3 protein-coding genes are annotated in these 2,469 nt (G+C 68.9%); all 3 read right to left on the bottom strand.

Translation table 11 applies throughout. The features are described from left to right. Nucleotides 1–384: 384 nt before the first annotated feature. The 3 genes from AC5LUJ_RS22495 to AC5LUJ_RS22485 all read right to left on the bottom strand — a co-directional run bounded on the left by AC5LUJ_RS22495 (nt 385) and on the right by AC5LUJ_RS22485 (nt 2,390). Nucleotides 385–1,233 carry a DUF4097 family beta strand repeat-containing protein gene (locus tag AC5LUJ_RS22495; protein WP_493465693.1) on the bottom strand — a complete coding sequence of 283 codons (849 nt, stop codon included), beginning with the start codon at nt 1,231–1,233 and terminating at the stop codon, nt 385–387. Between the two features lie 71 nt (nt 1,234–1,304). Next, on the bottom strand, nt 1,305–1,805 hold the full coding sequence (locus AC5LUJ_RS22490) for a toxin-antitoxin system HicB family antitoxin (protein WP_493465692.1): 501 nt from the start codon (nt 1,803–1,805) through the stop codon (nt 1,305–1,307). A 243-nt stretch (nt 1,806–2,048) separates the two neighbouring features. Next, nucleotides 2,049–2,390, bottom strand: coding sequence for a hypothetical protein (locus AC5LUJ_RS22485; RefSeq protein WP_250287532.1), 342 nt, complete (start codon nt 2,388–2,390; stop codon nt 2,049–2,051). Between the last annotated feature and the right edge of the window lie 79 nt (nt 2,391–2,469).

Here is a 2,469-nt window from a genome sequence, read left to right as displayed (position 1 = left end):
GTCCTCGCGTACGGCGGACTACGCCTCTACGCGATCCTGAACTAGCCGGGTGTGCGAGCGCAGCATGCGCTCGGTCCGCCGCACCTGGCGACATGATTCTTACCGGCGCCCCCTGCACCGGCAGGACACGTCCGCTGGAGGCCGTTTCGCATCCACCTGGACACCGCAGGCATTATTACTGTATGACTCAGCCTCGTGACAGTAAGGGACGTTGGCGGAAAAGCCGTGCGGGACTGATAACCGCGGTCGTCATCGCCGCGCTGCTTGCCGCGCGACACAACGGGCATCAGTCCTCGGTCTCCAGCCCGCTGCCAGCCCCGACGGCCACCCGCACATCGCAGTGACGTGACCGGGCAGGCGCGCACAATGATCGCGTCATGATGGTCAGGCACGGTGCAGCCTGATGTCGCCGAAGGACGTCTGCGCGCGTACCTCGACCTTGTGACCGGCCTCGCCGGGTCCGTCGGCGACACTGTCGAGTTCGTTGCGCACGCGGCCGTGTCCGGTGTGGACGTCCAGCCACGCCGCGGTGCCCGCGGCGATGCCCACCTCGACATCGCCCATGGCCGTGCGCAGCACGGCCGCGCCGCTGACCACCCCACTCACCCGGATGCTGCCGTTGGCCGTCCGTGCGTCGACCCCGGCGACCGCGCGGTCGATGACGATGTCGCCGTTGGAGCTACGGGCCCGGACCTCCCCGGTCACCGCACCGATCCGCGTGGCGCCGTTGGAGTTGCGGACCATCGCGTCGCCGTCGACCACGCCGATCCGCACCGCGCCGGACCCGCAGTCGACGTCGGCATCGCCCGTCACGCCGTCGACCGTGATGTGGCCGGCCCCGGTACTCAGCCGCACAGACCCGCAACGCTCCAACCGGATAGCGCCCGCAGACGTCTTGACGCGGCATTCCCCCAACTCACCGGAGCTGGTCACGTCGGCGTCGGCCGCCTCGCAGTCCACCTGCGACGCGGCCGGGAGCTCGACGGTCACGTCGACGGACCTGCTCCTGCGGGAGAAGGCCAGGGCCCGTGTCCGGGGCGCCCGCACGAACAGCGCGCCGTCGGAGTACCCGATGCGGGTCTGCCTGGCGGCCTTGACGTCTGAGTCGTCGTCCGGGTCCGTCGGGCGGACCTCGACGACCGTGTCCACGCGGTCGGACGCGATGATCCTCACGTTGCCTACGACGAACTCCAGGGTGGCCAGAATCGGTGATGGCGTGTCGAAAACGGGCATGGCTGTCCTCACGTAGGTGCTGATGGTGTATCCGGGTGCCTGAAGCCGTCCGGGCGGACACCGGATAGGCGTCAGCGCACCCAGCCGGTGACGTGCTGCGAGCCGCGTTTACCGCCGACCGGCCCGGCAGTGGTGTCCCGCGGCGGCCGCAGGGCGGCGGCGGCGGCGCGGACGAGCCAGGCGTTGACCGAGCGGCTCTCCTTGGCGGCCGCCTCCTCCACGGCAGCCTTGAGCTGTTCGGGCAGCCGCACGTTGATCCGCGCCGTCGCGCTGTCCTCCGGCACGGGGTCCAGCACCACCGCGAGCGGCTGCTCCTCGGCCGGCTGTTCCGCCGGTGGCACCGTGACGATGAACTCGGGCTCCCGTCCACGTAGCCGGAGCTCCACCGATCCGGGCGCAAGATCCCGCGTGATCTCGTCCGCCGCCGCGGACAATGTCTCCAGCAACGTCAGCCGGATCGCCGACTCCAGCCCGCCCGTCAGCCGCTCGACCAGCTCACGCACGTCGTCGCCGGTCTCCAGCAACGTGACGAGCTCCTGGCCGAGCCTGTCCACATACTTGCCCAACTCCATGGCACCACTATGGCGCCACTTTGGCTCGAATACAATGGGCATGGCGTCACTATGACACCAGAACGATGCCATTCACTTCTCGGAGACGACGGCAACACACGGAACCCACCGGAAGCTTGGAAAGCATGTCGGTTATCGCTCAGCCCAGCCTCCTCCTGGTCCAGAAACCTGATCGACGCCAACGCCGCTCACAAGCCCGCCTTCGGTCCACAGCTGCGGGGGCCGAGTGGCGTCGGTTGCGGCTCATCCGTCTGAGATCTCCTGACGCCAGGCGTGGAAGAAGCGGCGCAGCCGGTCGGCGTCCGGACGGGACAGGCACAGGTCGTCGTCGGTGAACCGGCTGACAGTTCCGATCATGTCGGCGAACGCCCGGAGGTCGAAGCCGTCGTCCTGGGCCTGGGCGAGGCGGATGAGCTCGTCCTTGGTGACGACCTCCGCCAGATCCTGCACATCGGTGAAGTCGCGTGCCTCGGCTTCCACGACGAGCCGGGCGAAGCTATCCGAAAGCTGAATCCGCCGGGTCATCCAGCCCTGGCTGGCCGCGGCCCGCTCAAACGCCGCCGCCGCGTCGGGGATCGGTGCCACGGGCGGGACACGGTGAACAGATCAACATCGCGGGTTCCACGGTCGACGAGATCACGTGCGATGAGGGCCGCACCTCCCG

The organism is Protofrankia sp. CiP1_Cm_nod3, assembly GCF_982290655.1.
Note: the sequence above shows the minus strand (reverse complement) of the source record. Positions and strands in the feature narration are given on the sequence as shown.